Origin of the sequence: Oxynema aestuarii AP17, from assembly GCF_012295525.1 — a bacterium.
Classification (GTDB): Bacteria; Cyanobacteriota; Cyanobacteriia; order Cyanobacteriales; family Laspinemataceae; genus Oxynema; species Oxynema aestuarii.
Window position 1 is genome coordinate 1,315,512 of record NZ_CP051167.1, and the last position, 23,354, is coordinate 1,338,865.

Annotated in this window: 16 protein-coding genes; 8 read left to right on the top strand and 8 right to left on the bottom strand. The window is 53.0% G+C overall.

The window, feature by feature from the left end; translation table 11 throughout:
* The first annotated feature begins 54 nt into the window (after positions 1-54).
* Positions 55-1,350, top strand: coding sequence for an adenylosuccinate lyase (gene purB, locus HCG48_RS05215; protein WP_168568197.1), 1,296 nt, complete (start codon positions 55-57; stop codon positions 1,348-1,350).
* Positions 1,351-1,404: 54 nt separating this feature from the next.
* On the opposite strand, the gene mrdA is transcribed toward purB, so the two are convergent.
* The gene (gene mrdA / locus HCG48_RS05220) at positions 1,405-3,201 is read right to left on the bottom strand and encodes a penicillin-binding protein 2 (RefSeq protein ID WP_168568198.1); all 1,797 of its coding nucleotides are present in this window, start codon (positions 3,199-3,201) and stop codon (positions 1,405-1,407) included.
* A 566-nt stretch (positions 3,202-3,767) separates the two neighbouring features.
* Between mrdA and modA the strand changes: the two genes are divergently transcribed.
* Both modA and modB read left to right on the top strand, forming a co-directional pair.
* Complete coding sequence (modA, locus tag HCG48_RS05225; protein ID WP_168568199.1) at positions 3,768-4,604, top strand: molybdate ABC transporter substrate-binding protein; 837 nt, start codon at positions 3,768-3,770, stop codon at positions 4,602-4,604.
* Between the two features lie 172 nt (positions 4,605-4,776).
* Positions 4,777-6,690 carry a molybdate ABC transporter permease subunit gene (gene modB / locus HCG48_RS05230; RefSeq protein ID WP_168568200.1) on the top strand — a complete coding sequence of 638 codons (1,914 nt, stop codon included), beginning with the start codon at positions 4,777-4,779 and terminating at the stop codon, positions 6,688-6,690.
* A 78-nt stretch (positions 6,691-6,768) separates the two neighbouring features.
* Here the strand turns inward: modB and HCG48_RS05235 are convergent, their stop codons facing one another.
* The 4 genes from HCG48_RS05235 to HCG48_RS05250 all read right to left on the bottom strand — a co-directional run bounded on the left by HCG48_RS05235 (position 6,769) and on the right by HCG48_RS05250 (position 15,437).
* A complete protein-coding gene (locus HCG48_RS05235; RefSeq protein WP_168568201.1) occupies positions 6,769-7,194 on the bottom strand; it encodes a DUF3887 domain-containing protein in 426 nt (141 codons plus the stop codon).
* 30 nt (positions 7,195-7,224) lie between these two features.
* Entirely contained in the window at positions 7,225-8,754 is a 1,530-nt protein-coding gene (locus tag HCG48_RS05240; RefSeq protein ID WP_168568202.1) for a YifB family Mg chelatase-like AAA ATPase, read from the bottom strand.
* Between the two features lie 200 nt (positions 8,755-8,954).
* On the bottom strand, positions 8,955-14,360 hold the full coding sequence (locus HCG48_RS05245; RefSeq protein ID WP_168568203.1) for a trifunctional serine/threonine-protein kinase/ATP-binding protein/sensor histidine kinase: 5,406 nt from the start codon (positions 14,358-14,360) through the stop codon (positions 8,955-8,957).
* A 231-nt stretch (positions 14,361-14,591) separates the two neighbouring features.
* A complete protein-coding gene (locus HCG48_RS05250; protein ID WP_320415786.1) occupies positions 14,592-15,437 on the bottom strand; it encodes an undecaprenyl-diphosphate phosphatase in 846 nt (281 codons plus the stop codon).
* A gap of 232 nt (positions 15,438-15,669) precedes the next feature.
* Between HCG48_RS05250 and HCG48_RS05255 the strand changes: the two genes are divergently transcribed.
* The 4 genes from HCG48_RS05255 (at position 15,670) to psbU (ending at position 18,235) form a co-directional block, all read left to right on the top strand.
* A complete protein-coding gene (locus HCG48_RS05255) occupies positions 15,670-15,858 on the top strand; it encodes a hypothetical protein (protein ID WP_168568205.1) in 189 nt (62 codons plus the stop codon).
* Between the two features lie 38 nt (positions 15,859-15,896).
* Positions 15,897-16,598, top strand: coding sequence for a DUF3120 domain-containing protein (locus HCG48_RS05260; RefSeq protein ID WP_375339328.1), 702 nt, complete (start codon positions 15,897-15,899; stop codon positions 16,596-16,598).
* A gap of 127 nt (positions 16,599-16,725) precedes the next feature.
* Positions 16,726-17,703: an adenylate/guanylate cyclase domain-containing protein gene (locus tag HCG48_RS05265; RefSeq protein ID WP_511048734.1), complete on the top strand. Its 978-nt coding sequence runs from the start codon at positions 16,726-16,728 to the stop codon at positions 17,701-17,703.
* Positions 17,704-17,806: 103 nt separating this feature from the next.
* Positions 17,807-18,235: a photosystem II complex extrinsic protein PsbU gene (gene psbU / locus HCG48_RS05270; protein ID WP_168568207.1), complete on the top strand. Its 429-nt coding sequence runs from the start codon at positions 17,807-17,809 to the stop codon at positions 18,233-18,235.
* Between the two features lie 5 nt (positions 18,236-18,240).
* On the opposite strand, the gene HCG48_RS26410 is transcribed toward psbU, so the two are convergent.
* Positions 18,241-18,366: a hypothetical protein gene (locus HCG48_RS26410; RefSeq protein ID WP_281362080.1), complete on the bottom strand. Its 126-nt coding sequence runs from the start codon at positions 18,364-18,366 to the stop codon at positions 18,241-18,243.
* Between the two features lie 48 nt (positions 18,367-18,414).
* Between HCG48_RS26410 and nadB the strand changes: the two genes are divergently transcribed.
* Positions 18,415-20,208, top strand: coding sequence for an L-aspartate oxidase (gene nadB / locus HCG48_RS05275; RefSeq protein ID WP_168568208.1), 1,794 nt, complete (start codon positions 18,415-18,417; stop codon positions 20,206-20,208).
* Positions 20,209-20,302: 94 nt separating this feature from the next.
* On the opposite strand, the gene HCG48_RS05280 is transcribed toward nadB, so the two are convergent.
* Both HCG48_RS05280 and HCG48_RS05285 read right to left on the bottom strand, forming a co-directional pair.
* Positions 20,303-20,527: a hypothetical protein gene (locus HCG48_RS05280; RefSeq protein ID WP_168568209.1), complete on the bottom strand. Its 225-nt coding sequence runs from the start codon at positions 20,525-20,527 to the stop codon at positions 20,303-20,305.
* Between the two features lie 385 nt (positions 20,528-20,912).
* On the bottom strand, positions 20,913-23,147 hold the full coding sequence (locus HCG48_RS05285) for a CHASE2 domain-containing protein (protein WP_168568210.1): 2,235 nt from the start codon (positions 23,145-23,147) through the stop codon (positions 20,913-20,915).
* Between the last annotated feature and the right edge of the window lie 207 nt (positions 23,148-23,354).

Below are 23,354 nucleotides of genomic sequence, written 5' to 3' on the forward strand. Positions count from 1 at the left end.
CAATAAGGGGGGAGTTAAGCGGTAAAATAGGACAGTCGTTTTCTGTGACGGACGTTGATCGAGCGTTACACCTTGCCCGAAATGGGCGAATTGTGGACAGAAACTTATAAGTTTAAAACCTGGCTACAGGTTGAAATTGCCGTATGTGAAGCTCAAGCCGAACTGGGTTACATTCCGACGGCAGCCGTTGAAGAAATCAAAGCCAAAGCACACTTCGATCCGCAACGGATTAAAGAGATCGAGGCGGAAGTCCGTCACGATGTGATTGCGTTTTTGACGAGCGTCAACGAATATGTCGGCGATGTGGGGCGTTACATTCACTTGGGATTGACCAGCTCGGACATGTTGGATACGGCGTTGGCCCTCCAGTTGGTCGCCAGTGTGGACGTGTTACTCGAACCGTTGGAAGATCTGATTCATGCGATTCGCTACCAAGCGCAGCAACATCGCTCGACGGTGACCATCGGCAGGTCTCACGGCATTCACGCCGAACCGATGACCTTCGGATTTAAGTTGGCTGGATGGCTGGCGGAGATGCTACGCAACCGCGAACGGTTGGTGAGATTGCGATCGCACATTGCCGTCGGTAAAATTTCCGGGGCGGTGGGAACCTATGCCAATATCGAGCCGCGCGTGGAGGCGATCGCCTGCCAAAAACTCGGCCTCGAACCGGATACCGCGTCAACCCAGGTGATCTCGCGCGATCGCCATGCCGAATTCGTGCAGTGCTTGGCTTTGGTCGCCGCTTCCCTCGAACGGTTTGCCGTGGAAATTCGCAACCTCCAGCGCACGGACGTGCTCGAAGTCGAAGAATTCTTTGCCAAGGGACAAAAAGGTTCCTCGGCGATGCCGCACAAGCGCAATCCGATCCGTTCGGAACGGATTACCGGACTGGCGCGGGTGATTCGCGGCAATGCGATGGCGGCGTTAGAAAATGTCGCCTTGTGGCACGAGCGGGATATTTCTCACAGCAGTGTCGAGCGCGTGATTCTCCCGGATTCGTGTACGTTGACCCATTTCATGTTGGCGGAGATGGCGGACTTGGTGAAAAACCTGCTCGTCTATCCCGAAAATATGGAACGGAATATGAACGTTTACGGCGGTGTCGTTTTCAGCCAGCGCGTCTTACTCGCGTTGGTGGAAAAAGGGGTCAGCCGGGAAGATGCCTATCGCATCGTGCAGTCGAACGCCCACCAGGCTTGGAATCGAGCCGATGGCGATTTTCGCGCCTTAGTCTCTGCGGACGATCGCGTGAAAGCGCACCTGAGTGCGGAAGAACTCGACGAGTGCTTTAATCCCCAGCACCATCTCAAACATTTGGACGCCGTTTACCAGCGTTTGGGAATTTAACGGGGACGTCAGAGGAGCGCTCTCCGGAGAGCGCTCCTCTTTCATTTTTACCGTTTACGGAGTCGCCGCGCTCGTTTTCGGCGTCGTCCCGTTAAAATAGGTTTTGAAAATTTCGTGGGCGATCGGAGCCGCCGCTACCCCGCCGTAGCCGCCGTTTTCTACCACCACGGCGATCGCGATTTCCGGCTTGACTGCCGGACCGAAGGCTACGTATAAGGCGTGAGACGGTTGGCCGATCACTTCTGAAGTACCCGTTTTTCCGGCAGTCAGGGGAATCGTGCCGTCATTCAAACGCCGCGCCGTTCCTTTTTGAACCACCGCCGTCAGTCCCTCTTTAATGACGGCGATCGTCTCGGGGGCGATCCCGGTCGGAATCGGTTTCGTTTCCGGGGTGTTAGTTTGGGACGTCAACAGGTGCGGTTTGATGCGATTGCCGCCATTGGCGACCGTCGCCACCATGACCGCCAATTCGAGGGGCGTCACCAAGACCAACCCCTGACCGATCGCCATCGTCACCGTATCCCCCGCATACCAAGGTTGTCCGTACAGTTCTTGTTTCTCTTCCGGAGTGGGAATCGAACCGTGTTGGCCCCCGTCGAGCCCTAAAAATTCTAAATCGGTGTTGGTGCCGATGCCCAATAACTTGCCCCATTTGGAAATGGCTTCGGGTCCGGCAGCCAAACCCATTTGATAGAAAAAGGTGTTGCTACTGTACGCCAGGGCGTCCCGAATCCCGATCGTCCCGTAGCCGCCACTGTGTTCGTGGAATTGGAAGCCGCCGACGGTAATGTAAGAGGAGGTAGCGAGCATCACGTCCGGCGAAAAGGTGCCGGATTCGATTCCCGCCGCCGCCGTGACGATTTTAAAGGTACTGCCCGGGGGATAGCCTTGCAGGGCGCGGTTGAGCAGGGGATTTTCCGGAGCTTGCAGGTGTTCCCACTCGGCAGCTTTCACCGGACGGGTGAAAATATTGGGGTCGAAGGTACTGTGACTGGCCATCGCCAAAATGGCTCCGGTATTGACGTCTAAGGCGACGACGGCGCCCTGACGATCGCCGAGCGCTATTTCTGCGGTTTTCTGCACGGCCAGATCGAGGGTCAGTTGCACCGATTTCCCCGACTCGGGCGATCGCATCCCCAGTTCGCGCAGTTCTTCCCCTTGAGCGTTGACTTCGATCAGTAGATTCCCCCATTTCCCCGTGAGGTAATCGTTGAGCGCCCGTTCGATCCCGGTTTTGCCGATCGTGATCCCCATCGGATATTCGGGATGGGCTTTGAGATCTTCCGCATTCGCTTCGCTAATGTAGCCGAGGACGTGAGCCGCTAAGGATCCTTGAGGATATTGGCGACTGGTTTCCACCCGGATTTCTAAACCGGGAAATTCGTCGGCCCGCTCTCCGAGGGCGACGAAGGCTTCTTGGCTCAAGTTTTGGGAAACCCGCACGGGCATCGCCGATCTATACCCCATCTGCTCGATCCGCTCCACGATGTTCTCTACGGGGAGCTTCAGAATCGGGGCGAGTTTGGTAGCAGTTGTATACCATTCTTCTGGGGATTGTTCCTGCGGCCAAACGTAGACCGATCGCGACAGGCGATTCGCGGCCAAGATTTTGCCCTGGCGGTCAAGAATGGCCCCGCGCGCCGCCGGAACCGGAACCAGGCGGATCCGGTTTTCTTCCGCACGCTGTTGGTGGTAATCTCCCTCCACTAACTGGAGTTGTGCCAAGCGCGTGAGACAGGCTCCGATCAAACTCGTGACCACTAACATGATGACGATCGCGCGACCGACTTGGGATCGATGGGCGCGATCGCCGGAACTGACGACCGAAGAAAAGAACTGTTGGCTAATCATGTGAACCGCTTTGGGGAAAAGTTAAAAATTTTGGCTCTCTGACGGGAAGTTGTAGATGAACCCGGTGGAGCGATCGATCTCTGCTACATTGCACTCTCAAGGCGCCTCGATCCGGACGTTTCTGGCCGTTTCACCCGACCCGTCCCCTTCGATCGCCCGGTGTTGTTTTGCGCGAGATCCGCCCCTTCCAACGCACAGCCTTCCGAGTTCGGCGATCGGTACTTTACCGTGCCGCTTCCCGACGCGATCGCCCGACGGATTAAATCAGCATTATGTTTGTGTGAGTCTGCCTGCTGTCATTATAAAACTGTTTCTTCTCTGAGGAGTAAAAATTTTTCTCGATTCTATTCTTAAAAGAAGTTGATGATTTTGTCCCGATTCGAGTAACCGTGTGAGAATTATTGATTTTTCCGATCTTAAATAAAAATTTTGTCTTTTTTGTTAGCATTTTTCCACAATAGATCGCCATTTTCTTTTTACCAGCCCGTCACCGGATCGCCGTAAAATTTTATTGTTTTTTCTCTAACACCCCGACCCTCACCGCCCATCCCTGCGACCGTATCCGGATGAATCCTCAACATAAAATCCTCGCCCTCGCTACCTTGGCGATCGCCGCTATCAGTGCAGTACTTTTTCAAAAAATAAACAGCTCTTCCTCGTTTCAGCAAGGGAATCACAAAGAAATAACCGTTTCTGCCGCCATTAGTTTGACGGATGCTATGCAAGATATTCAGGCCGCGTACACCGCGATCGCCCCGGACACCACCCTCACCTACAACTTCGCCGCCTCGGGGACATTACAGCGTCAAATCGAACAAGGGGCGCCCGTCGATGTTTTCCTGTCCGCCGGAGTCAAACAGATGGACGCCCTCGACGATCGCGGTTTGCTGGTTCGAGGAACCCGCCGGGACTTATTGCAAAATCGGATCGTGGCGATCGCCCCATCCGGAACGGAGGCGATCGCCGACTTTCGCGACTTACAAAAGCCAGAAATTAAACGGATCGCCATTGGAGAACCGGAAACCGTACCCGCAGGACAATATGCACGCGAATTACTCCTAAATTTAGACATTTTCGAGCAAATTAAACCCAAAATAATCTTTGCACGTAACGTGCGTCAGGTGCTGACCTTGGTCGAAACCGGGAACGTCGAAGCCGGAATCGTCTATCAAACCGACGCCTTACATTCCCCCCGGGTCGAAGTCGAGGCGATCGCCCCCGAAGGACTGCATTCAAGAATTATTTATCCGGTAGCGGCGATCGAGAACCGTCCAAATCTAGAAACCGCACGCGGGTTCGTGGACTTTTTAGAAAGCGATCGCGCCCGGGAAATTTTTAAAACGTATGGGTTTATACCGTTGACAAAATCTGAAAATAGATCGGAGGACTCTACGAATTTTTAAACTTAAATCTTTGCCGATCTTTTCAAGAATTTTATAACTCAAAAAAATCAATCCCTTATTAACTAAATCCTTTTTAAAACCGATATAATAAACTTAAAAATCGGCTAAAATAAACAACAATTGCGATCGACAATCGATCGACATTTTCGAGAATTGACAATGCCGTTACCCAATGAATTTTGACTGGTCGCCCTTGTGGATTTCCTTGCGGACTGGGATCGTCGCTACCGCGATTGCGACCGTATTGGGAATCGGAACCGCCCATTGGATGACGACCTATCGGGGTAAAGGGAAAGCCGTGCTAGAAACGATCGCGATCGCCCCTTTAGTATTACCGCCCACCGTCGTCGGCTTTTTGTTACTGTGGCTTTTGGGCAAAAATGGACCGTTGGGACGGTGGTTAATGCATTGGGGATTCGAGGTCATTTTTTCCTGGCCCGCAACGGCGATCGCCGCGACCGTCGTCGCCTTTCCTCTCACTTATAAAATGACGGCTGCTGCCTTTGCTCAACTCGATCCCAACTGGTTGCGGGCCGCGCGCAGCTTGGGAGCGTCCGAAGGGCGGATCGCGATCGCCGTCATGCTGCCCTTAGCGTGGCCCGGGATCGCCGCCGGAATCTTACTCGCCTTCGCGCGGGCGTTGGGAGAATTTGGGGCGACCTTAATGCTGGCGGGCAATATCCCCGGCAAAACCCAGACGATCCCCTTAGCGATTTACTTTGCCGTCGAAACCGGGAACACCCAAGCCGCGCGATTCTGGGTGACCGTCGTTTTAGGCATTTCCTTGAGTGCGATCGCCGCCGTCAACGGGCGATCGCCACGGAAACGATACTGGCGTCAACGGCGAGGGCGCCACCCCCAGATCGAACCCGAGATCCCCCGGGTCGAAGCGACCCCCTTGCCGAAAGACGTTCGCGTAGGCTCTCCCCAGAAGAATCCCCCGTCCCCGAGGGCGACCCAACTAGAGGTCGAGATCGAGAAAGAATTAGAAGAATTCGACTTAAACATTGCCCTACAAAGCGGGTCGGAACCCTTGGGACTGCTAGGGGCCTCCGGTTCCGGAAAAAGTATGACCCTCCTGTGTATCGCCGGACTGGAAGAACCGACCCGGGGTCGTATCGAACTCAACGGGCGGGTATTGTTCGATCGCGCGCGAGGGATCGACCTGCCCGCCCGCGATCGCCGCGTCGGGATCGTCTTTCAGAATTACGCCTTATTTCCCCATCTAACCGTCGCCGAAAACATTGCCTTCGGCTTGCCCCACGATCTCCGCCATCCCAAAGCCAAGCGCGATCGGGCCGTCGCCGACTACCTGGGACGAATGCAGCTCGAAGGCTTGGAAAACCGCTATCCCGAACAACTTTCCGGGGGACAACAACAACGGGTTGCCCTGGCGCGGGCGATCGCCGCCCGACCGGAAGTTTTACTGCTCGACGAACCCTTTTCCGCCCTCGATACCTACCTGCGCAGCCAATTAGAACGGCAGTTAGTCGAAACCTTGAGCGACTACGGCGGCGTCACGATCTTCGTCACCCACAACCTCGAAGAAGCCTATCGCGTCTGTCAAAACTTGCTCGTTTTGTCCCGGGGAAAGGCGATCGCCTACGGGAGTAAACAAGCCATTTTCGAGCGACCGCAAACCTATAGCGTCGCGCAATTAACCGGATGTAAAAACTTTTCGCGAGGACGAGCACTCGGCGACGGACAAATCGAAGCCCTCGACTGGGGATGTCAGTTGCGCGCGATCGACTCGATCCCGGCAGAATTCGCGTTTATCGGCATTCGCGCCCATCAAATTCGTTTTTTAGAAGAATGGGACGAAAGCACGACGCTACGCGATCGCCCCTCGGAAAATCTATATCCCTGTTGGATCGCCCAAACTAGCGAAACCCAACACCGGATGACCTTGTACCTGAAGCTGCACGATCGCCCGTGTAGCCCGCAAGACTACCACTTACAAGCGGAATTATTTAAAGAAAAATGGGAACGGCTCAAAGATCGTCCGTTCCCCTGGCAAGTTTATTTAGATCCGTTGCGATTGATACTGATGCGATCGCGAAGCGACGCCTCCGGCGTATCGCCGTGAGCGGGGGTTGGGTTTCCCCATCGAGTCGGCGCGAGACACCAAAGGTGTCGCTTGACGATCGCCGTTGGGATCCCGGGTTTAGATTTCGTCGGGATAGTTGAATGCGGTGATATTGCCGTCGGTATTAAAAATCACCAGAATGTCGATCGTCGTGTTTTCAAATTCGCAAGTAACCACGGCAATCTGGGAGCTATCCACCGTATCGACTTCGACATTGACGATATTTTCAAAGGCGCCCGTTTTGGCGATCATGTCGGTCCATTCGGCTTCGAGAGTTTGGGGCGTAACGCTTTCTCTAAGTTCGCTGTCGTATTTTTGGACAGCGACGGCATATTTTGCCTCGGCGAGTTCGGTGATGAACTCTTGGGCCAAGTCGGTAATGTCCGTCGCTTGAGCGAGGATCGAAACCGAGGAAGGTGTCGGGGTAACGGGGGTGGCGTGGGTGGGGACGCTAGCAAATACACCGACGACGGCAAGGCATAAAACGGCGAGATTGGCTTTCATTTTTTCTCCTATTGCAGTGAAAAAATAGATCTACTGCATTCTATCTATGGTCCGGTATTGGATCGCCTCTGCCACATGGACGGTTTTTAAGTCGTCCTCTCCGGAAAGATCGGCGATCGTGCGGGCGACTTTGAGGATGCGATCGCTGGCCCGGGCCGAGAGACCGAGTTTGCGGATAGCCCCTTCGAGCAGGTTGCGAGTGGCCTCGTCGAGGGCGCACCACTGGCGGATGTGGGTGCTTTGCATGTCCGCATTACATTGGAGGTTGGCGACGGTTTTAAAGCGCTTGCAGGCGCGATCGCGTGCCGCCATCACTCGTTCGCGCACGGGGGTGGAGGATTCTCCGGTCGGTTGCCGGGTAATTTCTTCCGGCTTGAGGCGGTTGACCGCCACTTGCAAGTCAATGCGGTCCATGAGCGGGCCGGAGAGTTTCGCCCAATATTGTTCTCGTTGGCGCGGCGAACAGGTACACGCTTGGAGGGGATCGCCGAAATAGCCGCAGGGACAGGGGTTAGTGCTGGCCACGAGGGTAAATTGGGCGGGAAAGGTGACCGATTGGCGAGTGCGAGAGATACTGACGTAACCGTCTTCTAAAGGTTGCCGCAAGAATTCTAAAACGTCGCGTTTGAACTCGGTGAGTTCGTCGAGGAAGAGGACCCCGCGATGGGCGAGGGAGATTTCGCCGGGACGCGGATAGGTGCCGCCGCCGACGAGAGACGGGCCGGAGGCGGAATGGTGGGGACTGCGGTAGGGGCGATCGCCGACCAATTTGCCCCGTTCTTTTAACAGGCCCGCCACGGAGTGAATTTGGGTGACTTCTAAGGCTTCGATAAAGTTGAGGGGCGGGAGAATCCCGGGTAAGCGGCGGGCGAGCATGGTTTTGCCACTGCCCGGGGGTCCGACAAAAATGAGGTTGTGACCTCCGGCGGCGGCAATTTCCAAGGCGCGACGGGCGTGGGCTTGTCCTTTGACATCGCACAAGTCGAGTGCGGGCGATCGCCCCTGGTTGAGTTCGGCGTGTCGGTCGAGTGTTAAGGGGCTGTAGCGGTCGGGGCAATTGAGCAAGTCGGCGACTTCGTCCACGTGGCGGCAGCCGTAAACGTCGATGCCTTCGACGACCGCAGCTTCTCGGGCGTTTGCTTCCGGGACGATGAGGGCGCGGATCCCCAGTTGGGCGGCGGCGGCGGCGATCGGCAACACTCCGGCGACGGGTCGCAAACTGCCGTCGAGGGAGAGTTCGCCTAAAAAGAGGGAATCGCGTAATGGTTCGGGGTTGACTTGTTCGGAAGCGGCGAGAATGCCCACAGCGATCGGCAAATCGAAGCACGGGCCTTCTTTGCGCAAGTCTGCCGGGGTTAAATTGACGACGATTTTACGTTGGGGAAAGGCAAAACCAGAATTTTTGAGTGCGGCTTTGACTCGTTCGCGGGATTCCTGAACGGCAGTATCGGGCAGTCCGACGACGACGATGCCCGGAAGTCCGCCGGAAACATCGACTTCGACTCCGACTTTGACGGCATCAATGCCGACTAGGGACGCACTCCAAATTCGAGCTAGCACTTGTATATCCTTATTTTGCGATCGGACAAGGGGGAACGGGGGCGGCGATCGCCCGTTTATATTGAATTCGGTTTTGATATATTTTGATATTTTAAGGATAAAAGCGCGTTTTTGTGTCGTCCCCATGCGACGCCGTAGGCGTAGCCGCCCCGAAGGGGCTAGGAGTTACGCGTCTCGCCCCGGATGCTCAAGTGCGATCGCTAGGGGTGCGATCGTGGCGGCGGCGAAATGGGAATGCGGATCGTAAACTCCGAGCCTTTCCCGAGTTGAGAGACACAACTGAGTTCCCCGCCGTGAGCGTCCACAATAATCGAATATCCGATCGACAACCCCAACCCCGTTCCCCCGCCGACGGGTTTGGTGGTGTAAAACGGATCGAAAATTCGTTGACAAACCTCCTCACTCATCCCGCAACCGTTATCCGCAATGCGAATCAGGATCGAGCGATCGTCCGGGACCTCGGTGTGAATGCGAATCGTCGGCGCCGGATCGGACGGCCCGCCATTCTCAAACGCATCGATCGCATTACTGAAAATATTCATAAAGACCTGATTGAGTTGCGAAGCGTAGCAGGTCACTTTCGGTAATCGACCGTATTCTTCGATCGTTTGAATACCCCGACCTCCGCCCCCTTGTTTCAGACGCGGCTGTAAAATCGTCAGCGTACTGGCAATTCCTTCGTGAATGTCTACGGGTTTCATTTCCGCTTCGTCGTGACGGGAGAAATTTCGCAAAGACAGGACGATATTGCGAATCCGTTCGGCCCCGACTTTCATCGAATTGAGCAACTTTTGCAGGTCTTCGACCAAGAAATCGAGGTCGATGTCTTCAATTTCTGCTTGAATTTCCGGCCCGGGATCGGGATAGCGTTCCCGATACAATTGGATCAAACCGAGCAGATCTCGCACGTAATCTCCCGCCGGGGAAAGATTGCCGTAAATAAAGCTGACCGGATTATTAATTTCGTGGGCGACTCCGGCGACCAATTGACCCAAACTCGACATTTTTTCCGATTGAATCAGTTGTGCTTGGGTGCGTTGCAGTTCGCGCAAGGTTTGTTCGAGACGTAGATTTTTTTCGTTGAGTTCTTGGGTGCGTTCGCGCACTTTTTGTTCGACGGAAGCGTACAGTAACGCGTTTTCTAAAGAGATCGCCGCTTGCGAAGAAATTAACCGCAAAAATTCGAGGCGATCCGGGGTAAAGGCACCTACTGTTAAGTTATTTTCGAGGTAGAGAATGGCAATCAGTTGTCCGCGATCGAGAATCGGCGTGCACAGTAAGGATTTGACTTGGTGGCGGACGATATATGGATCGGTATTAAATCGTCCTTCCTCCGTGGCCCGATCTAAGACAATATCTCCCCGCGTCCGTTCGACGTAATTAATCGCGGTCACGGGCAAATCCTCCGGGGAAAGACCGCGCATTTGCAAGTCTCCCGCGTTATAGTCTCGCACTACAACTCGTTCTTGTGTGGCAGAGGCTTCGGCGGCGATCGCCAATTCCCCATTTTTAGGAAACAGTAAAACTCCCCGTTGGGCTCCCGCATTTTCAATTAAAATTTTCATCAGCGACGAGAGCAATTTGTCTAAGACTATTTCGCTAGAAATAGCTTGCGACGCTTTCATGACTGTTGCCAAATCTAACAGTCCGGAACTGCCCCCGGAGGTGGTCGTATGAATCGCCGTAGTTCGGGTGTCGATGCTGGCGGGAGGCGGTGGCGTTTTGATTAATAAATGGGAATATTCCTGTTCTAATTGTTCGATTTTTCGTCGAGCGCCCCAGCGTCGATAAGCGTAATATGCATCGGTCAGATGGACTTTGGCATATTTTTCTTTCCCTTGTTCGAGCCAAAAGCGGGCAGCTAATTCGTTGGCGAGTGCTTCGTTTTGTACGAAGTCAAATTCATGGGCGGATTGAATGGCGCGATCGTAGGCGGCGATCGCTCCTTCAATATTTCCAGAAATTCTCGCCATTTCTGCTTCGACCAAACAGCATTTATGGAGAAAGTTCGCCGGACAATTTTCAGCCCAAACCTTCATCTGTTGTTGGTTGGCTTCTAATTTTTCCCAATATTGCGATTGCTCTTCAGCCGAACTTGTTGGATATAAAGCCGCCCACAGTAAAGAGGAAAAAAAGTTATATTCCGTTGCGGGTATCGTCCCGGTAATCGATGCGAGTTGCCCTTCCGCTTCTCGGGCCCACTCTAAGGCATTCTCGAAGTCTCCTTCTAAATAGAGCAGGTGGAATTTATGAATTTGGTAGATACACAGCGAATAGAAATTTTGATGTTCGCGACAGTTGGCTAAATATTCCGCTTCGTCAAGTTCTTCTGAGTCAAGAAAATTCTGTTCTTTGTTATTCCATAAATCCCTCAACATTATTTGTAATCCTAGTAAGGTGTCGGTAGACAGTTGGTTTTTTGTTCTGCGAGCAAAATGCAAATATTTGGGGATTTTTGAGGAAATTTCCTCTAAAGGTTTACCCTGGAAAAACGCATTCAATTCTTCGTTGTGTAAGAAATACCCGGCATATTCTAAATCTCCGGATTCTAAGGCAGCTTTATATCCTTCTTGGTTGAGAAGATTGGATTCTTGAATCGGTTTAAACCAATAATTTAATCCGTTGGCGATCGAGGCGAGAGCTTTGCATTTAAACTGCAAGTTATTCCATTTTTCTGTCAGTTCGAGGGCGAGACGTCCGAACTGATAAGCTGCATGATAGTCCTGAGACATCGATCCGGCTAACAGACCGTAGTTACAATATAAAAGACCCGATTCGGCGATCGACCCGTATTTTAAGGAAAGATTCACTCCTTTAAGAAGGCTTAGCATCCACAGTTGTAAGCTACTTAAATAAGCAGGGGTGAGCAAATCAGTTAACAAAGATAAAGCAATTTTAACTTCTAGATTTTCCAGGGGATTATCTTCACTTAAAGCGATGATTTCACGATCGCCTAAATTTATTTTTACTTGTTTTAATTCTCGGGCGATCGCCTCGTCTAGCCCTTCCTCTTCTAATTCAACATTTAATAACTTCAGTCCTTGTTTTCCCGCTTGAGTCGCTTCTTTATACTTCGCTCTCAAAGAATTTTGAACGATCAGGAGGTTGTAAAGTTCGGCTTTTTGCAGGTTGTTATCGATCTTGGCTAAAGTCTTAACGATAAACTGCTCCGATTCTTCAAACTGACCGTTTAAATACTCGATATCTGCTCGTTCTCGATACAATGAAAACGCCAGGTCGTAGTGGGTCTGCCATACGCGATCGCTCAACCCTCCCATCCCCGCAATTAAATACTGTCGCGCTGCAACATAAGCGGTTGCCATTTTTGCTTTTTTAGCAGCTTCTAAATTCAATTGTGCTAATTGAATTTTCTCCGCTTCATCTTCGATAGATTCCCTCGCAACGTTCAAGTGATCGACTAATTCAAAAATTCTTTCCGTCCAATATTCCGGAGGCGTACTCGCCAACAGCATTCGACCGATTCGCAGGTGAACGGCTTTTTTATCCGCATCTTCGATTAAGGCGTAAGCGGCTTGTTGCACGCGATCGTGGAGGAATTTATAATTAAGAATTAAGAGCGGATTGATCGGTTGATTGTCATTTTCGTCCGATTCTCCCCCCGGTAAAATTAAACGATCTTCGATCGCAGGTAATAAATGTTGCAGGGTTTCTGAGGCTTCTTTTTCGTGAATGAGCGATAATGTATTCAAATCGAATTGGTTGCCCAAACAAGCTGCCAAGCGCAAGACTTCTTGAGTGGATTCGGGTAGTTTCTTCAGTTTACCCACCATCAATTCGATCACGTTATCTGTAATTCCAACCGCTTCGATGCGATCGATATCCCAATCCCAGCCGCCGACTTTTCCCGGTTGCGGCGGGATAAAGGTCAGCATATTTTCTTGATAGAGGGTTTTGAGAAATTGAATGACGAAAAAGGGATTACCTTGGGTTTTACTTTGAATCAGTTTTCCCAACCGTTGCACTTTCGCCAACTCGGCGTGAAGGGTTTCCGCCGTTAATTCGCAAATATGCTCTAAACTTAACGGTTGCAAAACCATTTTGTGAATGGTAGACCCCCGTTTTTCCAAGGCTTCGAGACTCATCATCAACGGATGGGTCGGACTGACTTCGTTATCGCGATAAGCTCCCAAAATTAACAACGATCCGATCGCCTCTTCTCCCATCATCAATTCCAGCAGTTTTAACGTAGCGGAATCGGCCCACTGGAGATCGTCGAGAAAAATCACGAGGGGATGTTCGCGATCGCAAAAAACTCGAATAAAGTTTTGAAAAACAAAATTAAAACGATTTTGAGATTCGTTCGGTCCGAGGAGTTGTACCGGAGGTTGCGGTCCGACAATAAATTCGATTTCCGGAATCACATCGATAATAATTTGGCCGTTGGAGCCAAAAGAATCGATCAATTTTGCTTTCCAAACCTCCAGTTCTCCCTCGCTTTGGGTTAATAGTTGTTGGACGAGTTCGGAAAAGGCCGAGACGATCGCCGAATAGGGAATACTCCGTTGAAACTGATCGAATTTTCCGGCAATAAAATAACCGCCATTGTCGCTAATTTGCTTGGAGATTTCGCGAACGAGGGCAGATTTTCCAATCCCGGAATATCCGGCGACGAGCATCAATTCGCTGCGACCTTGACGGGCATTCTCGAAGGCTTGCGCCAGGGTATTGAGTTCTTTTTCTCTCCCGTAAAGTTTCTGCGGAATTTGGAATTTATCGGAAATATCTTGGGTGGCGAGGGGAAAGGGTTCGATGCGATCGCTTTGTTCTAATTGTTTTAAACATTCTTCAAGGTCGATTCCCAATCCCCACGCACTTTGATAGCGTTTTTCAGGGGTTTTCGCGAGCAGCTTGAGAATGATTTCGGAGAGAATCGGGGGAATTTCGGCGTTAATTTCGTGCGGTGGGGTCGGTTGTTTGGCGAGGTGAGCGTGAACCAACTCCATCGCGTCCGTACTGGGAAAAGGGAGTTGTCCGGTTAACAACTCGTAAAAGGTGATACCGAGGGAATAAAAGTCGGTGCGATAATCGAGGGATCGATTCATGCGCCCGGTTTGTTCCGGGGACATGTAGGCGAGGGTTCCTTCTAAGGCATGGGGATTTTGAATCGTCGGGTTGTCCCGAGTCAGGATACTGGCAATACTAAAATCAATAATTTTGAGATCGCCCGTGGCGGGATTGAAAGTAATATTGGAAGGATTTATATCTTTATGAATAATATTGGCGGCGTGGATTTCACCCAGGCTTTGGGTAATTTGAACGGCTAAATTTAAAAATCCTAAGAGGGTGAATTTCTGAGAATTCATTAAGATTCTCAAGGATTCGCCGCCAAAATCTTCGAGAATGGTGACTAGGGTATTTTGATATTTTTCGAGAGCGTAAGCTTTGACGACGCTAGGGAGGTTGAGGCTACGGGTGATTTCGTATTCTTGTCGGTATCGGCTGATTTCTTCGGCGGTGGGATAGTCTTTTTTGAGAACTTTAAGAACGACGGGCTGTTTATCTTGCTCGCGGCGACCTCGATAGACGATCGAGCGATCGCTTTCGTAAATTAAGGCTAAAATTTGGTAGCCTGGAATGTCGATCATCGTCCGCAATCTCCTGCCGGGGTCATTGACTCAATTATGCCCAATTATAAAGTTGTGATTTCGACGCTGGGCTTAAAATTTGATAGAGGAAGTCATGGCTGAGGCGGTTAAATTCGGGGTTGGAAATGAGCGTAATGGGTACGGCTTAAGATTAAAAATTGTAACGACGATCGCCTCGGATCGAAGGTGAATCGAATTCTAGGCGATCGTCGCGGGAGGGCGATCGCGAAATTAATGGGCGAACTCGACCCCAGAAAAGACGATCGCCAACAGGGCCACCCCAAACGCCAAGCGATACCACACAAAAACAAAGGTGCTGCGTTTTTGCAAAAACTGGATTAACCAGGAAATCGCCGCATAGGAAAACACGGTAGACGAGAGCAACCCGACGCCGAGGGGGAGCAAACCGCCTTGGAGGGAGCCACTGGCGATCTCGGCGAGGAGGTCTTTGAGTTCGACGACTCCGGCGAGGGTAATGGCGGGAATGCCTAACAGGAAGGAAAAGCGCGCCGCACTGGCGCGATCCAAGCCGAGGTACAGTCCCGCCGTAATCGTCGATCCGGAGCGGGAAACCCCGGGAATTAAGGCCATGGTTTGCGCCAACCCCATCAATACCCCGTCGGCGAGTTCTAACTGTCCGAAGTGGCGTTTGCGCCGACCGATGCGTTCGGCGAGGGCCAGTAGGGCCGACATGACGATCGAGACGATCGCGATCGCCGTCAAACTGCGCAGGGTCTGTTCGTAAAATTGGGAGGCACTGGCTTTGAGCAGCAATCCCACACAGGCGATCGGGATCGTTCCCAAGATAATCCCCAAAACAATCCGAAAGTCCGGATCGTCGTATTCCCGACGAATTACGGCCCGCAGCGCTCCATTACTCAGATCGCCCAAATCTTGACGGAAGTACCATAAAACGGCGGCAATGCTTCCTAATTGAATCACCGCGCTGAACGAAACCCCCGGATCGCCCCATCCTAACAGTACGGGAACGACTTTTAAATGCGCCGTACTGCTGATCGGAATAAATTCGGTCAATCCCTGAACCATTCCCAAAATGAATGCTTCAAACCAATTCATCTCCGGAGGAGCGCTCAGTCCTGCAGTGGCACTCGGTTCGGCTCCGGTTAGGGGAGCCGCTACGGCGAGGGGGTGGCCGATCGCGATCGCGGCGATCGTCGCGAGCAAAGCTGCAATCCCCACGAATCTAACCCATTGAGTGCGAGAGAAAGTCATTAATCGTGCCTGTAGGTGTTGATGGTCCAACTGAAACGATCCTTCAATCGATGCTGCCCTGTTCCAGGAAGGGGGAATGGCGTCGAACGGTTCTCAAAGCAATCAAACCCTAGATCGCCGTCCGTGGCGAGCCAACGATAATATCCGTCATTCTATCTGTTTGTCGGGTCGGCAAAATCAGCAAAATCCCCTGGGTTACAATGCCCCCAAGGGGGATAATGCCTGTGATATCTTAAATAAGATGAAGTTACGTAAAGAATCTTAAAAAAATTGTTAAACGACACTTGGCCTCTGTCTACCGTTGTGGCTCAGTCCGTGAAAAGCGCGATCGACCTGCTCAAAACGAGGGTGGCTCAGTTGCCGATCGCCGAACGACAATGGATGTTTGGGGCGGCGGTATTTTTGGTCACCGTTCCCGTCTTTTTTGAAGCGCCCCTGGTGCGCTACGCCCCCCTGTGTGCCTGTTCGATCACTGGGGGGTGGTGGGCGATCTCTTGGGGGTTGCTCTCGCGCCGAGAGACCGAAGTGTGGGGAGATCTGCTGCTCGGCTTTACCGGAACCTGGTTGACCGGATCGATTTATTGGGGGGGACTGCGCTGGGAACCCTTGCTGCACCTGCCCGTAGAAGCCCTCGGCTTGCCGATCGCCCTGTGGTGTTTGTGGCGCGCTCGCATGGCCGTCGGCACCTGGTTTTACCTCGGCTCCCTGTTAGGAACGGCAGTCACTGACTTATATTTTTATATAGTGGATTTAATTCCTCACTGGCGCCAGCTCATGCACGGCGAACCGGAATTAGCCGGAGTGATTTTGAGCGCGGCTCTGGAACGGGTCAACAGCCCTGCCGGAACCGCATGGGCGATCGCCCTCGCCCTCGTTCTCTTAGCAACGGGCGCCATCCCTTTGCGCTCCCGTCACCTCCATTGGTGGGCTTTCGGGGGCGCGGTATTGAGTACAATTTTGGTAGACGGCCTTTTTTGGCTCGCAGCTTGGGCAGGTCGAGCGTAACCCCTCACTCCCAGTGGAGAACGGGGGCGAGCGATCGCTTCGAGACCCCACAATTACGATTGAGGACTGGCATCTACTCTTACAATTAAGAGCGTTAGGATCGACCATCGTTGATGCTGAGCCCGTGGTGACTTTTGCGAACACACCCCACCTGCTGCTCCGGACCGACTCTGGCGATCGTCAAATTCCCCTCGTCGAGGGGAGTTGCTGGACGATCGGACGCAGCGAAGATAATAACCTGGTCCTGTGCGACCGTTGGATTTCTCGCAATCATGCGATGTTGCAATGCATGGAAAGCGGGGAGTTCTATTTAATCGATTTAGGAAGTCGCAATGGCTCGTTTTTAAATGGAAGGCGCGTTAGCATTCCCGTCGTTCTCCAACACGGAGACCGCCTGACTTTCGGTCAAACCGAAGTCGAGTTTCGCGCGCCTTCAGAAAGCCCGGACGACCTGTCAGAAGATTTAGATTCTCAAGATTTTACCGTAACGGCGGCCTTGCACGTGCGGCGATTGATTTCGGTGATGGTCGTCGATATTCGTAACTTTACGGTATTGACCCGTCAACTCGACGAAAAAATTCTCTCCGAACTGATCGGGACCTGGTTTCGCTGTGCGGGCAATATCATTCGCGAAGAGGGCAGTTGGGTCGATAAATATATCGGCGATGCGGTGATGGCGGTCTGGTTTCACAGCACTCAAGAAGTCTCGGATAAAGAAGTGCTGCATATTTTTCGCGCCCTCAACAACCTCCAGCGCGTGACTGAGGAACTCAACCAACGTTATACCCTCCCGTTTCCCTTACGCATCGGCGCCGGGGTCAATACGGGATATGCGATGGTCGGCAATACGGGAACGGGCGATCGCCCGGACTATACGGCGTTGGGGGATACGGTCAATGCCGCCTTTCGGCTGGAGTCGGCGACGAAAGAAATTGGTTTAGATATCGCCTTGGGAGAAAAAACTTACCAGCATTTTTCCGCCTTGGGAGAACATGCGGGACTGTTCGATCGCCACGCCGTACAGCTTAAAGGATACGACACGCCGACGGTGACTTACGCTTCGTCGTTTGCGGCCCTCGATGCGTTCTTGAAAGGTCAAGGCTAATCGCGATCGTCCCCGAGGGCTCCGACAAATCTAAAGAAAACCTGTAACTAAAATGGTAGTCTTGAAGATAAAGGCTGTTTATAAGAGAGAGAGGAAATCGAAGATGAAAAGAGTGTTTCGCTGGGTGATGGCTTTGGCATTGGCGATTGGTGCGTTAGGTTGGTTGGGGCAAGCGCCAGAGGCGATCGCCGCCAACACGATGCCGACAAATGGGCAAACCCCCGTATTGCTGGCGGAAGCGACCTATCGCAATCCGGTGGATGACAAACTCTCTACCGAATTCGGCCAGAAACTGGACTTAAACAACACCAACGTTCGCGCTTTTCGCAAATATCGGGGCATGTACCCCACCCTCGCCCGTAAAATTGTGGCCAACGCCCCTTTTGACAAGGTCGAAGACGTTCTCGAAATGCCCGGATTGAGCGAGCGTCAAAAAGAGGTCTTGCAAGCGAATCTCGACAACTTCACCGTCACGCCTCCGACCCCCTCGTTAATTGAAGGGGACGACCGGATTAACAACGGCTTGTACTAAGCGCTTCAAGCCACGATCTCCAGCAAACCGTCAACGTCGTAGTTGGCGGTTTGCTTTATGTTTTGGGGCGATCGCAGCCAGACCCGGAAAAGGGCGATCTCGACCCCAATTTCTGTTAAGGTTAAGAACACCGCGCGCTAGCGTAGTGCAACTGCTCGAACATAAGGGGCGATTCTGAATTGGCCAACTCTTCCAACGGTGAGAACTTCCCCCACAGTGAGTTTCCCCCCGTCTTTGACGTCATTGTCGTTGGGGCAGGAGCTGCCGGACTGTATGCGGCTTTGTGCGTTCCCGAATCCCTGCAGGTCGGCTTGATTGCCAAAGATAGTTTGCCCTTATCTGCCAGCGATTGGGCTCAAGGGGGCATGGCGGCGGCGATCGCCCCCGAAGACTCCGCCTTACTCCACATCGAAGATACCCTCAAAGCCGGAGCCGGACTGTGCGACTGGGAAGCAGTCAAGTTCCTCGCCGAACGAGCCGGGGAATCCGTCGCGGCCCTGCTCGAACTCGGCGTCAGCTTCGATCGCGCCAGCCAAGGAGATTTAGCCCTCACCCTCGAAGCCGCCCATTCCCGACGCCGCGTCCTCCACGCGGCGGACACCACCGGACGGGCCGTGGTCAGTACCCTCAGCGCCCAGGTCTTGCGCCGTCCCAACATTCGGGCAATTCCCGGCGCCTTCGCCCTCGACCTGTGGCTGAATCCGACGAGCGGGCGCACTCAGGGGGTCGTCCTCGTCTACGGCGATCGCCTCTGGTGGGTCAAAGCCGGAGCCGTCGTCCTCGCCACGGGCGGCGGCGGTCAAGTCTTTTCCCAGACCACCAACCCCTCGGTCAGCACCGGAGATGGGGTGGCGATCTCCTGGAGAGCGGGCGCCATCTTGCGCGATTTAGAATTCGTTCAATTTCATCCCACCGCCCTCACCCAACCCGGCGCCCCCCGCTTCCTGATCAGCGAAGCCGTTCGCGGCGAAGGCGCTCACGTCGTCGATGCCAACGGTTACCGCTTTCTGTTCGACTACCACCCGGCGGGAGAACTCGCCCCCCGCGATGTCGTCAGTCGCTCCATTTTCTTGCACCTGCGGCATCTCGCCGACGGCGATCGACCGACCGACGAACCCCCTGACCCCTCGCAACGAGACCCGCGCGATCCGCCTCCGGCGTCGCCTAGCGATCGCGTCTGGCTGGACTTGCGACCGATTCCCGCCGCCAAAATTCGCCGTCGCTTTCCCAATATCGTCCAAGTTTGCCAGAAATGGGGCATCGACCCGTTTTCTCAACCGATTCCCGTCGCCCCCGCCGCCCATTATTGGATGGGTGGCATCCTGACCGATTTAAAAGGTTGCACCTCCATTCCCGGACTCTACGCCGTCGGCGAAACCGCCAGCACGGGGGTTCACGGCGCCAACCGTCTCGCCAGCAATTCCTTACTCGAATGCATCGTTTTCGGCGCTCAGTTATCCCAGGTTGAAATTGAATTTCCCGAAGGGAAAGACCCTTGCACCGCAAGCGGTACCCTCACCGCCGACGAACTCGGCGACCTCGACGCCCAACAGGCGACGTTGAGGGAGTTGCGTCGCGCCTTGCCCCATTTGGTCTGGCAAAGTGCCGGAATTTGCCGGGGACAGGCCATGCTGGACACGGCGATCGCCCAAATCGAAACCTGGCAAGCCGAGTTCTACCGCCAGCCCCTCAGTCAATCTTTACTCCACCTCACCCCCGCCCGTCACCTCGACTTGAAACTTCCCGAGGCCAACCGTCTCTTGCGCGATTGGGGTGAAACTCGCAATTTGCTCGATGTTGCTTACTTAATTCTGACCAGTGCGGCGTTCCGTAAAGAGAGTCGTGGCGGTCACTACCGTCTGGATTATCCGTCTCCGCTTCCCACCTGGCAAGTTCACACCCTCGTTAAAAATCGGCTCTGGAGTACCGTTCCCCTTTCTGCGGCGCCCGGGGAGCTTTCAGGCGATTCCTAACGAGCTGCGGACACTCTTCGTGGCACCCCTAGTGCATTTTTTACTCAAAACCCCTCTGCTGCTGGCATCCGTACGCGCAGGCGACGAACTCGGCCTACAAAATGCAACGAGTCCCCGCGCCACCCGTCCCGTCCGGGTTTCCTTTGTCCGCAGGCGGTTCGTATTCTTCAGCCACAAGAAGGGGAACGGGAGCACCGAGTTGCTCTTCAACCGCAAAGTGACCGTCTAGAGGTGTAGTTGTATTGAAAGCTACAACAGCCAGGAGGTGAAAACTCGTTAATAAAATTCCCGTGCTGGTAACTCTTGCCAAAGTAACCATAACACCTACTGTCTTACTGACAAGATCGAGGTTATGGCTCCAGTCTATCAGTAGGATCACTGACCTGTCCACCGAGGCATTTCTCGACCGTCGAATTTCTCTCCGTAAAAATACGTAAAACTTTCCAGCTCTGACAGATTGAAACGGCGTTTAGTCAATCTCAGCCTAAGAAAAGTTATCAAAATCGGATTTTTGGAGGGCTTCTTCCAATTTTCGCGTGAAAACGGTCAGATTTATTACAATTTACTTGAAACTTGCTTAAAAAGAGATTAAATTGACCTCCTTAACTCCGGTGATTTTCATAAAAATTAATATTAAAATCCGCGATCGCGAGGGCTATGGCGCCAATGCTCTCCCCCGTGTTTATCCTTAAACCCACCGTCAATTAGAAAAACTCATACTGATTCTTGCCGCGATGTTTCGCGCGATACATCGCTTCGTCCGCTTGTTTGGTCAGTTCGTCGGCATTTTCACTGGTGAGAGGATACAAACTGATGCCGATACTGGTAGTGACCTCAATTTCCGACTGCTCGACAATAAACGGGACGAGCAAGGCCCTCATGATTTTTTGAGCGACACTGGCAACATCTTGTTCCCGAGGAATTCCCGGTAAGATTACAGTAAATTCGTCGCCGCCGAGACGGGCGACCGTATCGCTAGAGCGCAAACAGCCTGTCAGGCGCTTGGCGACGCCTTCGAGCACGAAGTTACCAATATCGTGACCGAAATTATCGTTGATCGTTTTAAAGCCATCTAAATCGAGAAACAAAATAGCAACTAATTGATTGTTAAAACTCGCCCATTCTAATGCTTGATTTAAGCGTTCGTAAAATAATTTGCGGTTGGGCAATCCGGTCAAACTATCGTGATACGCTTGATGGCGCAAGTTTTCTTGAGATAGTTTGAGTTCTTCATAAGAATTGGCCAATTCTCGGGCCGTTTGTTTGAGTTGTTCCTCCATTTTTTTGCGTTCGGTGATATCGCGAATTACGCCGACTAAGAAGAGGTTACCTGCGGGGTCTTTATGCAGGGAACGTTTGGTGGCTAAATAATGGGTAAAACCTCGGGTATCGGTAAATTGTTCTTCGTGGTCGTGCGCTTCGCCGCTTTTGAGGACGAGTTCGTCTTGCTGCCAAAAATTATGGGCTTGTTCGGAATCGAGAAAGTCGTATTCTGATTTATCTAGAAGGGCTTCGAGGGGTTGGCCGACTAATTCGCAGTAGGCTTGGTTGAGGACGATCCATTTGTGATTTTTATCTTTGACAAAGATGGGATCGGGGATCGTGTTGATAATTTGGTTGAGAAAGTCTTTGGATTCGGCAAAAGCGCGTTTGAGTTTTTCTTCTTGGTAAGCGATATTGGCGGCGATCGCCCCAGTGGAACCGAGGAGGGTGATTAAGGGGGGGATCGAGGGAATCCACCACCCCCATAAAAACCAGAGGAAGGCGCTACCGCCGAGGACGCCGAGGGCGCAGAGGAGGGCGCACAGCAGCCACAAGGGCGATCGCCACTTCCAGGCGATCGCCGCCCCGACCACGGACCATCCCAAGATCCATAACCCTTCAGTCGCGTCATTCCAGACTCGGATGTAAGGCGATCGCCCGTCTAAAGCGGCGCTGAGAATCTGGCCGAGAAAATTGGCGTGGAGTTCGACCCCAAACACCTGTTCTTGGGGATCGAGCAAGCTGCTGGTGTAAGGGGTGTCAAAAAAGTCTTTAATGCTGGTCGTGGTCGAACCGATGAGGACGACGCGATCGCGCATCCAACTTTGCGGGACGCGATCCTCTAGCACCTCGGTCAGGGACACGCGCAGGTAGCCACGGCGCGCGGGGGGTTCGCCCGGGGTCTGCCCAGGAGAATCGCCCGGTGGCGGAACGTAAAAATTCGCCAACATTTGATAGCCGCCATCGTCGGCGCGGACGTAGCCGCCGTCGTTTTCGTGAAAAATATTGAAGGTCGCGCGCCCCAGACGAAAGGAATAGACCCCGACCCGTTCGATTTTGACCCCCATCGGCTGCAAGTATTGCAAGGCGAGTTTAAAGGCAAAACTTTGCTGCCAATTGTTGTTTTCGTCGGCTAAATAGATGAGATTGCGGCGGACTTTGCGATCGTCGTCGAGCATGACGTTGTTAAAGCCGACGCGACCTTGAGATTTGAGGATTTCGGGGGCGGGAACGCCGGGTTGCAAGCGTGTGGGGAGCTGCTCGATCCCGATCGCGTTCGGGGTTTGGGCGAAAACCCGTTGTAATTCTGGGTGACCGGGGGCGACGGGTAAATCGCGAAAAATATCTAAGCCGATCGCCCGGGGTTCGAGAGCGGCAATTTTTTCGATCGCCCGAGCCATGGTGCGATCGGAAATTGGCCATTGTTGGAGTTGTTGTAAATCGGCTTCTTCGATCCCGACGATCGTGATGCGAGAGTCGTGGGCGTCGGGCGATCGCAACAAAAATAATTGGTCGTAAGCGGCCCATTCGAGGGTTTGCAGCAGCCCCAAGGCGCGCAAACCGATGATGACTCCACCCACCCCCCCGGCGACGACCAGCAATCTACGCAGGCGATTGAAGGTATCGGCAGCCTGTTGCCACAAGGGAATCGGGGGGGTGGGCGACTTGAGGATCATGGAGCGTGGAATCCATTAACGAGTGAAGCTTGGATCGTGCCGCCAATCCCTCGACCTCGCGAGGCGATCGCCCTAACCAACCCCGGGATTCTCGTATAGCCTACCTTACGGTAGGAGAATTGCCGGGGAACGAACCGGGAACGGCCCGGCTTCCAAGATCGAGATCGGCAAGCGAGAGAAAAGCTGGCAAGAAACACCGAGCTTGAA